The organism is Dawidia soli, assembly GCF_018598185.1.
In the GTDB taxonomy this organism is placed as follows: domain Bacteria; phylum Bacteroidota; class Bacteroidia; order Cytophagales; family Cyclobacteriaceae; genus Ohtaekwangia; species Ohtaekwangia soli.
Map to the genome: position 1 here is coordinate 201,965 of NZ_JAHESC010000004.1, position 16,132 is coordinate 218,096.

Consider the following 16,132-nt stretch of genomic DNA (forward strand, 5'->3'; position numbering starts at 1 on the left):
GCATAGAGTACATTGGCTACACTTAAAATCGGACTCGATAAGTTGATCCGAAATTCATGGAGGCACAACTAGGATAATCTTATGATTTTTTCTTAATCAAATAATTCATCAACTCAAACCAATAGGCCATTCCATTCGTGTCATCCTCTTTAAGTAATCGCTGCAATTCTCCATCTAAAGAGTAGATCCTCACGGTTCCTATTTTTTTAACTAAAAAGAACTCCGCACTCTCTGAACTTGTGATACCTTTGCATTTGCCTAAAAAATATGTGGTTCCAAGAATATTGATGCTTTTTTGCTTCTCGATATCTGCCACTTTAAAAACTCCTGAACTTATTTCTTCACTAGCATTTTCTTTTGTTGTCCTTGTTAACTTGTAGAAGCCATCTTCACCCACAGCTAATCGGTATCCGATGGGCTTTGCCCCCATTATTAGATAAAAAATATCAATGTAACTATCAGACGTTTCCACCTCTGTCTTTTGCTTTTGAAAAGCAGCCAATTCTGATATATCAACAAGATCGTAATCCACCTTTGTAGCCTTACATTGCCCAACGGCGAATGCACTTGCAGAAAAGGTTAAAACTGCCGCTAAGGCGAGTCTATTCAATTGGGTGAACTCCATGTTCTTGATGAATATCAATTTTCTGATTATAGTAGTTTGCATCACGAGGCAGCTCAAGAACATCATAAGTAGTTACCCTTAATGTTTTTTGCATCTGTCCATTGACATCAAATTTCATAACGGACTTAAAGCCGGGAGAGTATTCGCTTCTTAAAGAAATTCCGCCGTATGCCGCATTGCCTGATCTCATTAATTCCGATTTGACGATATTCTCAATATGGGATGCACCTCTTTCGTTTGTTTCATGAGTCTGAGCAAAAGCGTCTATATAACTATTCATGCTGGCTCTATCAGCTCCTGTTATAGTCGGTTCAGGCAATTCTAATCCTTGCTGTTGCCTCCATCCATGACCAGTCTCATGAGCAATTCCTGATATTTGCGTCGCTGACTGACTTCCTTCCGCGTCCGAATTAACATTAACTCTCATATAAGTTTTCCCATCTTTTTGCTCCGTGTTTCCATATGCCCCACTCGTACTGACGTTATTAGACTCCGACTTATAGACAAAAGTAGCCCTGTCCTTGCGCAAATCCTTATGCATCTTACCAAATGAGTCGGAGTTCTTTCGCATTTGCCTAATTTCCCTTTTAAACTCTCGATGCTGCTCTCGGGTGACACCGTCGCCTCTCTCATATCTTACTTTATCGCCCAATGGATCGGGGCGAAGTATTGGATTTCCATCCATTCCTAAATATGGACTTTCCTGGAAAGATGGTTTAGGGTCAACCTGCCACCATCTGCCAACTACGGGGTCATACATTCTATAAAAAGCCGAATAAACTTCAAGATTAAGGTCATTCTGTTCCTCAATGCCATTAAATTTATAATTCTGTCTAATTGAATTCTCTCTATTGTATGAGTTAAAAGTCGATCCAAACGGATAATAGTCGTCGGCACTGATAATCTCTGAAGGTGTATAACTAACCGATGCGTCATCAAAGTATACATTAACGAACGTCGGATGTTCATTACTCAAAAATATGTAGGCAAAGCCACCCACCGGCGCACGCGCCGTTACGGTGACGAGATCGTGAGGTTGCTTTACCGTAGGGCTGGTTTGCTCACCCACAGTGGATACTTGATCCCATGCGGCGTCAACGAAATTATAGTTCCTATCAAAAAAAACGATCGTAATGAATGCTTTGGGAGCGTCTTCATCGTCGGCATTGTGATCGCCTCCCGGTACTATGCCAGCATAGCTGTTAAGCCCGTTGTATAACTTCAATTGCTCACCTGTCGAGGAAGGTGAAACACCAAAAGCGCTCGCTAGTGAAATGATTAGAGAATTTGTGTTGGATGACGTACTGAGATTCATATACTTCGCGGATGCGCTGGCAGAAATCTGATCGCCCGGCATCACAGAAAACGACTTACCGAGGCCCACCCGACCATATTGGCCTCCATTCAGCAGTTGTGTTTTTGTATAGGTAGTACCAGCGTCCGTGTGATCAACCAGGTCGAACGTGTTAGTGGTGTAGTTTTGGAAATCAGGGCTAGTGGGGGTTTCAAAATTTGTACTGTAGGTGGTTGTACTCTGTGGCTTAGTGGTGAATGTTAGCTGTACGTTGCCTAGGTGGTCTTTGAGGTAATATTGATACTCTGAACCGGCAGGAATCACACGACCTTCGGTATGATTTACAAACAGAAGAGAATTATTTTCATAAATGAGCTCGCCAATATAATCTGTGGTCTTGCTCGTTGCGCCGCTGACAACCTGCGATAGCTTTGCTCCTGTTGCATCATACACATAGCTGATCTGATCTGTCCCTTTTAGGACTTGTGAGGGCAAATTCAGGTGGTTGTAACGGATGCTCCCTTTTGTCAACAGACCTTTGTTCTTATCCTTGTCCAGATTACCATTCAGGTCATAACTGTAATCATCCGTTCCGGTGTTTCCGTTGATAAATCCCTTCAATGGGTCCTGTGTGTCGTTCACGTACGATAGCAGATTACCTACATATCCATATACAAGGTCATCTATTAGAACACCGCCGAAGCTTTTACGCTTCAGCTTTTTAATATTCCCGTTTCGGTCATACTCCGTTATGGCCTCCCCAAAAGCATTGTTATTAGAAATCCACAGGTCGTTGCTAAAGTCAAAATGATCGGCATTTGTGAACCTGCTCATCGGATCATACGAGAAGCTATAAGCTTCCCTCGTATTTCCCGTTCCAACTCCCTTCATCCAACGGATCGATGAAATGTTTCCGTTAAATGACGCTGTAGACGAAAAACCGCTTGCCACATCGTCATAATTCAGATCCATTCCAAAGTAATCCAGTGTCGCATCGCCAGGCTGCTGCGTGGTAATGTCGCTTCCATTGATCCGGGTAAGCCAACCTCTACTATTGTAAGCATAGTCTATCGACTGCTTAAAGTCAGTATCGTTGGTGCTATGCAATTGTTTATCAACCAGCTGACCTAACTCGTTGTATCGATTTTTAACAATAGTAACATCATTGGCATTGTCATACGAATGCTTGTGTGTCAGCAGTCTGCCCGAGTGATCATAAGTAAACGTTTCCTTTACGCTTACCGTAGCAGCATTGACAGCATAATCGCGCTTCGAGTATAAAACATTGCCAACAAAATCGTAGACCGTTCCCGAACGAACCGTACCCTTTATATGATCACTCACCGTTTGGATTAATCGATATTTGCTGTCATAATAGCTGACTGTACGCAGCCAGCTTTGCGACGTGAGGTTTTTGACCAGATTTGCAACCTGTTGTCCGTTTACGAGGGCATTCGCAGCCTCCTGTCCTGGGAGTCCTTGTGTAGCATAACTGTATTCCGCTGGTGCATTAAAGCTATCATAGGAATCATAGTAGTTCGCAGTAAGATAGGGAGCGGTGTCGGTTACTCTTGGAAAGGACTTGTTGTTATAGCCCAGCACATTACCACTGCCATTGCCGATGTAGGTTTCAAACCAATCCGCCTGATTTGCCGTAAGATTATTGTAAAAGGCGTCCACGCGTCCCTGCATGCCGGCCTGGTCCAGCGTTAGATCCGCCGTATAAATACCGGTAAGCACTACACGGTTAAAGGCATCATATTTTGAAAATAGCCACTTGTTGAGGTTGGTGACTCCGTCCAAGCGAAGGTTACCATCTTGCGTTAACACAACCCGATCGCGATTATCATATACCAAATAAGCGGGAAGTGCTCCCGGTACCTGCTTCTTTGTCATTCGTCTACGAGCATCGTAGCTATAACGGAACGCCCACTTCTGCAGAAACGATTCTTTCGTAGCATCTGTAGCACCCGACTGATAATACTCCGTTGCCAGGCGCGCAACACCCTCGGGCTGGATCACCGCTACAAGATTATCGAAAGCGTCATATATGTAATAGGTGCTGGCATAATTTGTGTCATTAATGACTGTCGCACCCGCAATAAGCTGTTTACGGCGAAGTACGACCTGTCTATCCTTGTTTGAATACACAATACTTTCAAAACCATTCTCGTCTTTTATCTTGTCTTTCCAAAGTTGCGCCACCCCAAAATAATTGGGTTGAGTAGGCGTGGCGGTGGATGTTGCATTCACAAGTCCCAGCGGATTAGCCGATGTGGGTGGCGTATAACGCCACTCTAGAACTTCGCCTGCAGCGTTGAACTCGTGTGAATACTTTATAGTATGGTCGGTAGATGAATACGAGTCGGTATTATTGGGTTGCCATGGAACGCCTGGAGCGCCCTGTTTAATAACGCGGTTTAATGGGCTGGCTTCGAGGCGGGCTTCTGAAAAGGGATTAGTATTGTCGACAACGTCGTTGTCCGATCCTGGCGCATAAAATGCCTGTGCATCACCTATATAGTTGCCAGAGGCATTAATGATCCCGGCAACATCTTTATACCAGCCATTACTCCCCATGGTAAACGGTTCGTATTTAAATTGCTCTCGGCCAAAGCCGTCATAGGCCACCGGTTGAACTATATCCTTGTGTGAGGGAGATGCTTTCCAGGCTACCTTCTGTACCAAACGTCCCAGTCCGTCGAAATAATCCGTATTTGTATATTTTTGACCAACCTCAAGGGCAGTTATAGCTGTCTTTGTTTTGATATCGCGAACCAGTACCGTTTCGGTCCGTACGTAATTGATACCGTTGCCAATCTCAAATGGTTCATCGCTCCAATCTTCCACGCCCGGGTTATCGATGTCGTAGATATGAATTCGGTAGTTGTCACCGAAAGGCAACGGATCTGGAATAATGCTCTGGATTGATCCAAAATACGGAGTACTACCTGTGGGAAACACTTTTTGATTCCCCATGTACAACTCTACTGCGATGCCATAAACACTATAGAGCGCCGTGTTGTATATGATAGGAATTGCAGCCCCTGGCTGATAGACCTCACCGCCATTAGGAGTGATGAGCCATTGGGTCGAACAAAGCGCCGGTCTGCCGACCGAATTTGCAGAGGATCCGCTACCGTTTCTGGCGCGCACCCGGTAGTAATAAATTGTGTTTCCGGGCAGTCCGGTAATGGTAAGACTGGTTCCCGTTGCCGGTAGGTCGCTGAAGCCCGGTATCAGGGTTGAAAATGTGCTGCTCGAAGAAACATCAACCTCGTATCCGGTTACAACGCCCGAAACTGGTGACCAGTTTGCTGTAAACGATGTAGTAGTAACATTGGTAACCGGCAAAGCTACAGGTGCTTGTGGTAGCGTGAGCACCGTCACAATATTCGAGTTTGCTGATTGTCCAGCGCCGTTGACCGCCCGGAAACGATAATAGTAATAAGTCGCAGAGGCGATGGAGCCGTAAATCGCAACAATCGCCCCACCCCCGGTTAGAGCAGTTGTAGACAGGTTATTGTAATAATAATGAAAGGAAGAAAAATCACTCAAAGTAGAAATATCAATCACGTAATCGGAAGCCCCCGAAACAAGGCTCCAGTTAGCCATAAACGAAGACTCAGTCACACTGGTGGCAGCATTGGCGACTGGCGCCACAAGAGTCGTCGACTTAGATCCTATTGCCGAATTTGCCGAGTTTCCGCTTCCATTCTCGGCCCGAACACGATAGTAATAGATTGTGTTCGGCGAAAGCCCCGAAAGGGAAAGACTTGTGCCACTTGTGGAAATATTGTTATAACCCGCGACAAAGCTCGAAAAATCTGAATTTGTCGAAACATCTACACGGTACCCTGACACAACGCCCGATACGGGCGCCCAATTTATAACAAATGAATTTGACGAAACGGATGAAGCAGCATTCAGGACGGGGGCAAGTGGCAGCGTCAGTACCGTGATAATATTCGAGTTTGTAGACTGACCGGAGGAATTAATAGCGCGAAGACGGTAGTAATAATAAGTGGCTGGATAGATCGAATTGGTAATTGCAGCGCTGGTGGCACTGCCTGTAAGCGTCGATGTTGACAGGTTATTGTAAATATAGACAAACGATGAAAAGTTACTAACTGTCGAGACATCGATCACATATCCGGTAGCGCCAGCCACGGCACTCCATTTTGCCGTGAACGAATTCGAATAGACGTTGATTGCAGAGTAGGCAGTGGGCGGTGCCAATGCAACAACTGAAAAATAGTTACTCCAAGCCACAACCGAAGGTGAAGCGTAGTCGAATACTTTAACTCGATAATCAGTCCCCGGGCTGTACCCGGCAGTACTAACGGAGTAATTTGTGTTTGGATATATACTGGTTAGCGTGGTGATTTTTTGGGCTCCCTTGTATATCTCAGCGACTACGTAGCTAATCGACACTGACGAGGAGTACCTGACGGTAAACGATGCTCCGACGACAATGCTCTCTCCCCCTGCAGGCGATGTCACGGTAATCTGTGCCGTAGCAGAAGCCCAGGTAAGAAAAAAAACGAGTACCATTACCAATGTCCTTACTCTTAAAAAGCAACATTTAGTCATGAAGGCATTTTTTTTATTTAAAACACCAGCACACCGACAAAATTTAAATATACTCATGACTGCTATTATTTATAATGATACTCATATGACTTCATGATATTACCCTCATGATCGGTAATGTAGGACAACCGGCTACGATTGTCGTATTTATAGAACGTAAATTTTCCATTGTGATCCTGGATCGAGCTGAGTCCCACCAGGGGAATATGAAAGAAAGATCGGATGTTGCAGTCAGCGGGATAAACCCGAATCTCATCGACCACAGTATGCGGAATACTATAGTTATTCTGAAAAATATCGCGTTGATACTGCCATAGGCCATTCGATCGATACCAATAATCGATATAGTATACTTTCGTATCAGGCTTTGTAAACGGCACAACGGCTGGATCTGTGCCGTGGTAGTAACCGCCCGTTTTGCCATCATTTGCACCAGAAGAATTGTATCCTTCGTAAAAAATCTGGTTCTTCTTGGCATTAACAGCGACAATAGCAGGTAAATTCAGTATCGATTGATACATATAAGTAGTTATCGATCCATCAGCGCTCACTACCTCCACGGGATTGTGATTACCATCAGTCGATAGTATCGAGGTCACATTTTTGTAATTCGTCGTTCCATCAAGGCTATTCTGATAAAGTGTCGCGACGCCAAATCCGTTCTTTAATTCATAGTTCCATAGTTCCGATTTTGCCGGAGTGGAAGCACTGCCAGACAGAGTGTTCTCATCTATCTTCACCGTTGCTTTCAGCTGGTTTTTAGCAACCATCGTAGCAAAGGGTTCTGTCGAGGCAAAATCAGTGGGATATTTGTACGTAGATTCTTTTCGTGTACCGTCACTACCATATCTGGTTTCTTTGGCAATGGCGTGGTATGCATTATAGGTATAGTCCACTTGTTCAATCAGCTTCTGCGAACCGTTGTAGTGGGTAGTCTTAGTGGTAATGGGCCGCGGCTTTGAGCTGTAGATCGGATACGTGTGAAGAAGATAGGATGCCACATTTGTGACACCATGATTCGTCAGCGTGCCGGTCACGCCTGTCGATACTTTTTCACCCATAATTCCATAGGAGAATATCTGGTCTACAAACTCAAACGTCGTGGAATCGACCTTCACCCTTTGTCCGGTGGCGTTTAGCATTTCATTCATAAGCTCCAACCCATTTTCTACACGATTGTTGCAGGGAGCGAGGCTGCCGTTATTGCAATCCAACGATGAATTCCAGAAGCGTGTTACGATTGATCCCGTATTGGCAGTTCCCTGGATAAGCGATTCCGTAACTTTTGAATACCCAACATAATTTCCCTGCGGGCCCGTGGCTACGCCGGCAACGGCGGTACCCGCGAAGGAGATCTTTATTTTTTCGTAGCGGAACACAACATTTTGAATATCTTCATCACGCCCCCAGTCGAATCCTTTATAGGTACGATAGAAATTCGGGAAATCCATGAGCTCGCCTCCAGCGTAGGTAAGTACTTTGGTTTTGGCAATATTATTTCCGTCCATGTCCTTTATCTTTTTCACGCGCATGCCCCCTCCTTTCGATTCAAAATTTCCCGCAGGAACACCCTTATATTCCACCGTAATGGACACAGTAGCAGAGCTTCCGGCCCCCGTGTGTACACAGGTTTTAACATTGCCCTCGCTGAAAACTTTGGCGGTATAATTTCCGGCGGGTAGAGATATTGTTTTAGCTTCGCCGACTTCTGTACATGGCTCCTGACCTTCGGGTGGAATCGGGTCACCCCACTCCCGGAACCTCCTTTCAAAAACCACGGTACCGCTGGAATTTACGATCTGAGCCTTATAGTTTATTGAGGGTGCCTGGTTATCGTATAATTTAAGGTCCATTTTAGTATTTACCGCAACGGTCTGACTTTGCTGAAGCGTAAAGGGTGTGATCGACGTTCCCGATGTAGAAACACTGGACGGTGTTCCATAGTAGGTCACATTTGCATAAGCGTATTGAAGTGTATTGTCTGTGCTTGACAAAAGCTGCAAATTGCTGAAGGTATTCGATTCATACTCAAATTCAGTACTTCCCCCCGTAGGATAGATGATCTTGTTCAGCAGCCACGCCTTGGAAAAATTGATGTTCGCCCTTCGGTCTTCAATGCCGTAGATTTTATATTGCTCGTAAACTCCCATGGCGTCAACCGGTGTTTCAATATAAAGACGATTCAGGTCGGGCATAAAAGTGGCAGCATTCGGGTTTCCGTTATAGTATCCCCAATAGTCTACGCCAAACGCCATCTTTGCTGGAAGATTGACCGTTTCATCATAGAAAAACTGATAGGGTCTTTCCTGATCGGATATTGTCAATGATCTGAGCTTGAGTCTCTTCATCTGAACATCTGCTTCGGTCAGTCCTGCCGTCGTACAATCGCACGTAAAAGCGGTTCCACTGGCGTAACTGAAATTAGGGCGCGTGCTCTCAACACCGGAAAAGTATACATTGTTATCGAAGTCAACTACGCGAACAACCTCTTCATTGGTGTTCCGTATCTCAATCCGCGACAGGCGCTTTTCGTTCATGATGTCCTGCCGACCTTGCCAGGTTGTAAGTAATTTTCCTCCTGGGAAGGTGATCTGACTCAAGAACACAGGTATGTAGCTCTGCTGTGATAATGACTCTGTGTATTGAAGCGCCGCCGCTTGTCCCTCGTTCAAGCTGTTGTTCGTATATCCGTCAACAGATTCGCTATAGCTCGCCAGGTTGCATACCCGGGTGCCCGTAGCATAATCGAATGAGATTGTTTGATTGTTCGGAAGCACGATGGAGGTCAAATGGTAGTTGTTGAAATCCGGTGACTTCGAGCTTCCGCCACCCGAAGCGCTAATGGGTGATGAGAAACCACTGTGCTCTTCCGCTTTAAAAAAATTGTATACTTCACCATTCTCGGTTGTAATAACCCACCCTGAGCCCGCGGATGAAGTTGAGGAAGTTGAGGCCACATACTGAATTTTTACCTTACTTCTATCAAGCGGCTGGAAGGACTGTGAAGATTTATCGTAAAAAAATTTTCCGGAATACGATCCAAAAGAGTAATAAAAATAGTCCGGTTCGGTGTCCACTAAACGCGCAAAATCCGGTTCAAATGGATCCGTAAAAAAAGGGTGTATGGAAGGGTCGCACTGACCCTGAGCGTTGTAGTAGCCCAGTTCGGATTCCACAGCATTCCCATCACCAGTAACGGTATGATATACATTAATAAAGGGAAAAAATCCATTGCCTTCAACACACGAATAATATGAATAGTCAGGAACAGATCCATGCGCCGGAGTAGGAGTATCAATGTATCCGTAGTCGATGAACTGCGGATCTGGCAAATCATTTCGGTCATTTACAATATGCGAAATACTGCCTCCCATATTGATGGACCATCCCAGGCCCAAAGGGCCGGATTCGTCGGCTACTTTTATGCCCGATGAATGATAGGAGATTGCAATAGGTAATTCAAAATCCTTTGCTTTGATCGTATAAACAGGAATATTGATATTGGCAGTGCCGGTGTACTTTCCTACCGGAATATCACCATACCTTATCAGTGCCGCGGCTTGCGGCGATTGCGGTATCGGGCTGTAGTTTCGAAGTTGTGCGTAACACGAAAGAGGAAGCAATACAATAACGGTCAGGGCAGAAGATAGCATCTTCATGGTCTCTTGATTTGGTGGTTAGATAGTGAAGCCAGATCCACTCCAATCACCGTAAACAACGTGCATTGAGAGAGTCCGCTTTGGGGTCAAAGATAAAATATTAATTGTCTCCGATCGACATAGACACCGTGCGTGTACAAAAAGAAAAACGAGTAGAGCAAGCTAACCCAAAGACATACATAGGCATTTTCTTTCACAAGAAACAACTTTTGCAAAGAGAACATTTCCCATATTGGGTCAACCGGAAGCAAATTGAACGAACTGGCGGCTGCATTTAGGGGAACGGAGTGGCTGATCAGCGCAGCGCAAAGGTTGCTCCCTGCACGTCACGCACATTGGTTCCTACAAATACTTCAAACTTACCGGGCTCTGTACCGAACGACATATCGCGCCGGTAAAACGACAGGTCGTGCGCGGTAAGCTTGAACGTTACCGTTTGAGATGCGCCCGGCGCCAGTTCAATTTGCTGAAAACCTTTTAGCTCCCGCACCGGCCGGGTCACGCTGCCGGTCACGTCGTGCAAATACAGCTGCACCGTTTCTTTTCCCGCACGCGCGCCAGTGTTGGTCACCGTGCACGTAACCGTAAGCTCGTCTTGCTGTGTCATCTCCTGTTTATCGACCTGCACCGGGCCATACGCGAATGTTGTATAGCTCAGCCCGTACCCAAAGGGATAGAGCGGGTCGTTGCGTTCGTCGAGATACTTGGAAGTATACTTGTTGTTGGGGTCCATGGGGCGCCCGGTATTTTTCATACCGTAAAACAACGGGATCTGGCCTACCGAACGGGGGAATGTAACCGGCAGCTTAGCCGAGGGGTTATAATCACCAAACAACACATCGGCAATCGCCTGGCCGCCGACAGTGCCCGGGAACCATGCTTCCACGATAGCCGGTAGATGTGTGTCCATCCAAGGTATGGTCAACGGCCGGCCGTTCAGCAACACGGCCACCACCGGCTTACCGGTTTTATAGATCGCCTCCACAAGCTGTTGTTGCACACCAGGCAAATTAAGCGATGCACGGCTGGCAGCCTCTCCTGTCATCCAGGCGCCTTCCCCCACTGCCAGGATCACAACATCGGCTTGCTGCGCTGTGCGCACGGCTTGCGCGATGGATTGTGTACTGTCATTGTCAATGGCACATCCTTTTGCATAGAGTACCTGTGTGCCGGGCGACACGGCTTGCTTCACGCCTTCCAGCAGCGTCGAGGCCTTGTGCCAATCGCCGGCGGCACACCAGGAACCGATCATTTCCTTGCGCGCATCTGCCAACGGGCCAATGACCGCCAGCTTCTTTACATCTTTCTTCAGGGGCAGCAGCTGCTTATCGTTCTTCAACAATACCATCGACTTACGGGCCACATCGCGTGCAGCTTCCAGATTAGCAGCACTCATGAGCGTTTCTTTTTCGCGTTGTTCGCTGCTGTAGCGATAAGGATCGTCGAACAACCCCAGCTCAAACTTCTTACGAAGGATGCGACGCACGGCCTCGTCGATCAGGCTTTCTTTCAGTTTGCCAGCCTTTACCAGCTGCGCCAGGGCGTCGTTGTAGAAACCGGCCTGCATGTCCATATCCACGCCGGCTTCCAACGCCAGGGCCGCCGCCGAGGCGGTGTCTTCCGCAATACCGTGCGGGATCATTTCCATGATCGAGGTATAGTCGGTTACAACAAAGCCGGTAAAGTTCCATTCCTTGCGAAGGATGTCGGTCATCAGGTATTTACTGCCGGTGGCGGGCACACCGTCTATTTCGTTGAAGGAGGTCATAACGGTAGCGGCTCCGGCATCGAGGGCTGCTTTGTAGGGCGGCAGGTACGTTTCCCGCAGCACACGGTCAGACATATCGGTGGTGTGATAATCACGGCCGGCCTGTGCGGCGCCATAGGCGGCAAAGTGTTTGACGCACGCCATGACACTGTTGAGGCTCCCGAGGCCATCACCTTGTATTCCCTTGACGCGGGCCGCGGCGATCTTCGCCCCCAGGTACGTATCTTCTCCGGCTCCCTCCGTGATCCGGCCCCAGCGTGGGTCGCGCGCGATGTCGCACATGGGCGCGAACGTCCAGTGCAGGCCGTTTGCCGAGGCTTCGTCGGCCGCTACGCGTGCCGATTTTTCAATGGCCGCAAGATCCCAGCTGGCCGCTTCGCCCAGCGGCATGGGAAAGATGGTGCGGTGACCGTGCACAACGTCGTACCCAAACAGTAACGGTATGTGCAGGCGCGTTTCCTTCACGGCGATCTCCTGCAGCTTGCGCGTATAAGCGGCGCCGTACGCATTGAAAATCGCCCCTACCCGACCGGCTTTAATATCTTCCTTATAGTTTTCGCGCATCGTCGGTCCCGTTACGTCGATGTCGCTCGTAAAGAGGGTAAGCTGGCCGATCTTTTCTTCCAGCGTCATGAGCGCGAGCACAGAGTCGACGCGTGTCGCGGTGCCTGTCGACTTTTTTTCTGAGGTTTGACAGGCTGTGCACAACAGCACCGCAGCCAGCGTTAGTGAACTGAGTTTGTTCATAGCTATAAAAGTTAACGGAGTGCCCGTACACCTTCGCAAGTCTTCCCTATAATCAGGAAGACGTTGCGCAAGGCGGGGCTCCAACCGGAAGTATCATTTATTCTTTACTAAAGTCTAATGTTGCAAAGCCGTTCTGCACTTCGGGTGCCGACATAAATAGATTCCACAGCAGTCCGGTGCGGTAATTTTCAATCATGACGATGATCGGCCCCTGGTCTATGGCCAGAAACGAGTCGGCCGTCCATCCCTGCGTCAGGTTAAAAGCATCGTAGAAGCCGTATTCACCCCACAGCCGATCGCCGACGGAGTAATAGAAGAACTTCAACGCCTTCATCGATTCTTCCGGCGTATAGGGAAATGACGACAATGCCGCCGTGGGGCTGATGGTACCGTTGTCGTTGGAGGGCGAGTGCGCATCGTATCCGCGCTGGCTGTCATCACTCGAGGTAAGACCCCAGCATTCATCGCTATATCCTACGTAGCCGTTCGGGTTGGCCACACAATAGGCGTGGTTGATCTTCGAAGCGTTTACGTTCTGTTGCCAGTAATCGGCGTAGTCGTCTGAGAAATGTGGATCGAGGCCGAGATAGGAATAATGCACCCAGAACAACGGACTGGGTGTTCCCAAGGGAAGCATATAGCCATAGTATGTGTTGCCGGTGTGGATCTGACCGTTACGTCCATAGCCGTTGGTATAAACGGATTTCGGAATACCATGCGTCGGCGATGCTGCCGCCAGAAAATACGTGATCTGCTGTTCGAAGTAGCCGTACATGGCAAAGTTCATTTGCCAATCATAATCCGGCGACCAGTGCCAGTATAACACCTGCTCGTTGTTCTTGCGATACCAATCCCATTCAACGCCTTGCCATAAGGTAGTGATCCGGTTAATGAGGTCGTTGCCGGTAGTATCAGATGGTTGTAAATATTGTCGGAAAGTAAGGAGACCTTGTACGAGGAACGACGTCTCTACCAGGTCGCCACCATCGTCTTTCTGACTGAACGGGACCACGGCCCCGGTACTGCCATCGATCCAATGCGACCAGGCGCCATGAAACCGATCGGCGTCTTCCAGGAAGGTTACGATCTTGTTCATGCGTGCCACGCCCTCGGCGCGCGTAATAAAGTCTCGTTCGATGCCAACAATCAGGGCCATGATGCCAAAGCCTGACCCGCCACTTGTCACGACATCGCCCGAGGTGTTGCGCTCCCGCGCCAGGCCGCTGGCAGGATGGGCAAAATCCCAGAAGTATTTAAACGTTTGTCGCTGCACCAATGTGAGCAGCGCATCGTCAGCGATCACGGGATGATCGGGCGTTTCGCTCGGGGCGGTATAAAAAGATTTTGTAAAGTTCTGCAATACCTCGCCTCCTACACCTTTCACGTTGGTATTGAGGGTCAGGGCGTAACGCTGCAGGTCGCCCAGGATGCCTGGGAGCGTGATCGTCACCTTTCGCTTGTCCTCCGACACCGACAAGCTTGTCGGCACTGCGGCTGACGGCGTGGCAATAAAAATATTTTGCGATACGACAGTAGCGACATCTACCGGCTGGGAGAAGGCTACTTCGATCGTGGCTGCCGTGAGCGGCACGTTGGTCACCCGGGGAACTGAAAGTACTTCCGTACCTCCGATCTTCAAGGAAGTAATGGTAATGGTTGAGGCAACCGTGGTAAACTCCACCGTATGCCCGGGATATACATCGCCTGCTACGCTTTGCAGCCCATCGGTCATGACAAGCTGATAGGTGGTACTGTTTACCAGGTCTGCTGCTGGCGTTAGCGTTACCGTTTTATCACCATTGGAATAGGCATAGGTTACCGGTACCGTTTCGTCGGAAGTCTTGATCTTCAACCTAACGGCGCCCTCCACGGTAGACCTGTCCAGCGCCGCGGCAAAGGTTGCCAGCAGGGGTTCATCGATCGGCAGCGCTGTATTGCTGGAAGCGTTAGCTAGGTTCAGCACCACGTTGCCTACCTGCGCAGCTGTCAGCTGCAGCACGCCGGGCTCGTCGGGGTCATTGTCGTCGTCATCGCCACACGATGACAGCGACCACCCCATGATCAAAAATATCGCACATAGCCAGGCATTGCGTTGAAAACAAGTCATGATGCTTTTATTTAAAAGGAAAGAAGGGAAAGGCCTCCGGCAATACCGGAAGGCCTTTACCAAACCAAACTAAACGTATTGAACTATAACCTACGGTTTCTCCGAGTTATACATGACTTCGATTTCTTTGTCTGTCAACACCTTGTGATAGATGCGTACATCGTCTAGCTGCCCTTTAAAGTGATTGTGGTTCGGATTGCTATAAACCGCGTAATCAAAGGCGGTGGATGAACGATCTGCCAGAAAGCCAAAGGCAAGGTTTTGGCCTACTCCTTCTTGTACTTTAAACTTCATGCCTTTAACACCCAGCTTGGCCTCACCTGCCGGCCACTTGTTAAAGTCAAAGGATTTGGCAAGTTCGCCGTTGATATAGGCAGAACCTACCTTTGTCGTACCGTTGTACATGAACACAAAATGCGTCCACTTTTGCTGTACTACAGCGGCGAATCCACCCTGACTGGTATAATCTTTCGAATAGGTATAGCCCGGCCACTGACCTTCGCCATATATGCCGCGACCATCGATCCACGTATCTTCGCTGGCCGTGCTGCCGTCAGCCAACTCGTACTGAGCAGCCAACTTACCGTCGTTCTTATTAAGCTCAAACTGGAAGCCATTCAAACCACCAAGGCCAACTACAAAATTGCCTCCATGGTGCGCGGAAGAGTCGGGTTTTACCCATAGCGAGAGCGCAAAATCCTTGGTATTGGTAAAATCCGTACCGTTGGTGATTTCCATGATGGACGTCGTTCCATTGAAGGTGGCCGCCATTCCTGCATTGGCATTACGACCGGCCGTGTAGGTAACGTCTATAATATCGGTAGCTGCAGCGTCGTGATTGCCGATCACATCGTCACCGTTGTTCTCAAACATCCAGTGCGCCAACGCTCCCTCCGGGGCAAACGTACCCGCTGTTGTGAAGCTACGCTCTGCCGCCGTAAACGCTACACCGCTGGTGGACTTCAGTCCTGCACCTACGCTGAGGATATACTGCACACCACCGCTCATACCGTCCACTGGCGTGATCGTGATGGTTTTATCGGATACGTCAATATCCAGGTCGACAGTAGCATTGTCAAATGTGCGTTTCAGCATGATGTTCGATGACGTTGCCGTGCTGGCGTCGACGTCAGTGTTAAACGTTGCGGTCAGGTCTGCATCCACCGGCACTTCGGTAGCCGACGTTGCTCCGTTCAGATCTTTGGAGTCCGCCATGAGCGATGCGATGGTAAACGTCGTGGGCGCATCATCATCGTCATCACTACAGCTGTAGAACACCGCCAAACCGGCCAGGCAGGCTAGCATTGCAAAATACTTAATCGTGTGTTTCATAGTTCAT

General features: G+C 48.3%; 6 protein-coding genes. All 6 read right to left on the bottom strand.

Annotated elements, in window-relative coordinates; genetic code table 11:
• Window positions 1–79: 79 nt before the first annotated feature.
• Window positions 80–625 (bottom strand): hypothetical protein, encoded by a 546-nt coding sequence (locus KK078_RS04505; RefSeq protein WP_254089056.1) that lies wholly within the window; start codon window positions 623–625, stop codon window positions 80–82.
• Entirely contained in the window at window positions 603–6,569 is a 5,967-nt protein-coding gene (locus KK078_RS04510; RefSeq protein ID WP_254089057.1) for a DUF6443 domain-containing protein, read from the bottom strand. The genes KK078_RS04505 and KK078_RS04510 overlap by 23 nt, the downstream gene beginning before the upstream one ends.
• Before the next feature lie 8 nt (window positions 6,570–6,577).
• Window positions 6,578–10,171 carry a hypothetical protein gene (locus tag KK078_RS04515; protein ID WP_254089058.1) on the bottom strand — a complete coding sequence of 1,198 codons (3,594 nt, stop codon included), beginning with the start codon at window positions 10,169–10,171 and terminating at the stop codon, window positions 6,578–6,580.
• Between the two features lie 295 nt (window positions 10,172–10,466).
• Entirely contained in the window at window positions 10,467–12,686 is a 2,220-nt protein-coding gene (locus tag KK078_RS04520) for a glycoside hydrolase family 3 N-terminal domain-containing protein (RefSeq protein WP_254089059.1), read from the bottom strand.
• 97 nt (window positions 12,687–12,783) lie between these two features.
• Window positions 12,784–14,793, bottom strand: coding sequence for a glucoamylase family protein (locus KK078_RS04525; protein ID WP_254089060.1), 2,010 nt, complete (start codon window positions 14,791–14,793; stop codon window positions 12,784–12,786).
• 90 nt (window positions 14,794–14,883) lie between these two features.
• Window positions 14,884–16,125 carry a LamG-like jellyroll fold domain-containing protein gene (locus KK078_RS04530; protein WP_254089061.1) on the bottom strand — a complete coding sequence of 414 codons (1,242 nt, stop codon included), beginning with the start codon at window positions 16,123–16,125 and terminating at the stop codon, window positions 14,884–14,886.
• Between the last annotated feature and the right edge of the window lie 7 nt (window positions 16,126–16,132).